This window comes from Psychrobacillus sp., assembly GCF_056205495.1.
On the sequence record NZ_JBAEAP010000482.1, the window covers coordinates 1 to 1,569 of the forward strand.

Genomic DNA, 1,569 nt, shown 5'->3' on the forward strand with positions numbered 1-1,569 from the left:
ATCAAATCGGCAGTTCCAACGCCTGTAGCAGCAACAACTATACCTGGACCGACCTGCCTAAGCTTTTCTCCCATGGTCGTGGGTGGGAGTTTGATTTGTGGATCATTAAGCTCTATCTTCATATAAAACCTCCTCGAATAAATTTTCTGATATCACACCTTAAAATGTAACCCCTTACATTCTTAAAGATATATAATGAATAAAAGTAGTTCACGCTTCACCAAATAATTTCACTATCCGTACGAAGTGTACACATAGTAAAACATATAACAATCATAGTTTTCTTTTGAAAAGAAGTCAATATAGTTATTTTACTTTTCTGACAACTTCGTCATATACTATTGGGATTATTTTTGGGAGGTCGTTCATTATGGATCAAACCACGAGTCATTCAGACTATTTTGTACACTCGGTAGCTAAAGGATTTGAAGTGTTACAAGCATTCGATTCTAGCTCAATTAGCCTTTCACTTCGGGAGCTTTCTGAGCGGACAGGCATTAATAAAGCGACAGTCCGACGTTTTGCTTTAACCCTTGTCGATCTTGGTTACTTGAAGATCGTCCAGGAAAAAAAATTTCAGCTCAGTCCAAAGATTTTAGACATCGCACATCACTTTTTACAATCATTGAATTTACCGGATTTCACCCAACCCATCTTGGAAACCATTTCTGCCACTGTTCAAGAATCTACCAACCTGGCCATTCTTGATGGAAATGAGATTGTCTATGTATCTAGAGTGAATGCAGCTAACCGGATTGTCGGAGCTAACTTGTCGGTAGGCTCCAGGCTACCTTATTATGCAACCTCATTAGGTAAAGCCCTTGTTGCTTGGCTACCTGAAAATGAAAGGAAGGTAATATGGGAAAGCACGACAATCGAACCCTTTACTCAACAAACACTCACCACTTTCGATACATTCGAAGAAGACCTTGCCAAGAGTAGAATGCGCGGTTATACAATAGGAGACGAAGAACTCGAACAAGGGCTATGCTCCATATCCATGCCCATTAACAACCATCAAGGTGCAACCATTGCCGCAATTAATATTTCCACCCAGGTAAGCCGGACAGATAAGAAGAAACTAATCGAAATCTACTTACCAGTCCTTCAAGAAGGAGTCAAAAAAATAAATCAACAAACCGGAGTTAAAATGTAAAAATCCACACCCTATTAAAGTGTGGATTTTTATCATCTATTTCATTTAACAGAGACTCTTCAATTCATTGGTTAATCTTATAAATTCCTGCTTATCACGGGTTTCCAACGAATGATCGATTTCTTTTTCGATTTGAGTTTTCCGGTAATCACTGAGGGCCTTGATAAGTACCATTTCTGCCAACGTTTCCATCATCTCAGGTTCTAGTGGTGTTATAGGCAATTGCTTCTCCATTCGAAACCAACTCCTTCACCTTTTTTCTATTATATTGGACAACTTGAAAAGTAGTATTCATTCTTTATATTTTTACTAAAAAGTGAACCGTCTCCCTCTCCCTTCTCTTACTCTCAGGATTAACTGGAATGGGATTTTCTATACATGAAAATATGAAAAAATCCTACCCTTCTATTATT

The 1,569-nt window shown here is 38.2% G+C and carries 2 protein-coding genes; one reads left to right on the forward strand and one right to left on the reverse strand.

Annotation, left to right across the window (positions count from 1 at the left end; genetic code table 11):
* Nucleotides 1–370: 370 nt before the first annotated feature.
* Entirely contained in the window at nt 371–1,156 is a 786-nt protein-coding gene (locus AC06OU_RS13865; RefSeq protein ID WP_475856539.1) for an IclR family transcriptional regulator domain-containing protein, read from the forward strand.
* A 45-nt stretch (nt 1,157–1,201) separates the two neighbouring features.
* Here AC06OU_RS13865 and AC06OU_RS13870 read toward each other — a convergent pair whose 3' ends face one another.
* Complete coding sequence (locus AC06OU_RS13870; protein WP_402873721.1) at nt 1,202–1,390, reverse strand: IDEAL domain-containing protein; 189 nt, start codon at nt 1,388–1,390, stop codon at nt 1,202–1,204.
* Between the last annotated feature and the right edge of the window lie 179 nt (nt 1,391–1,569).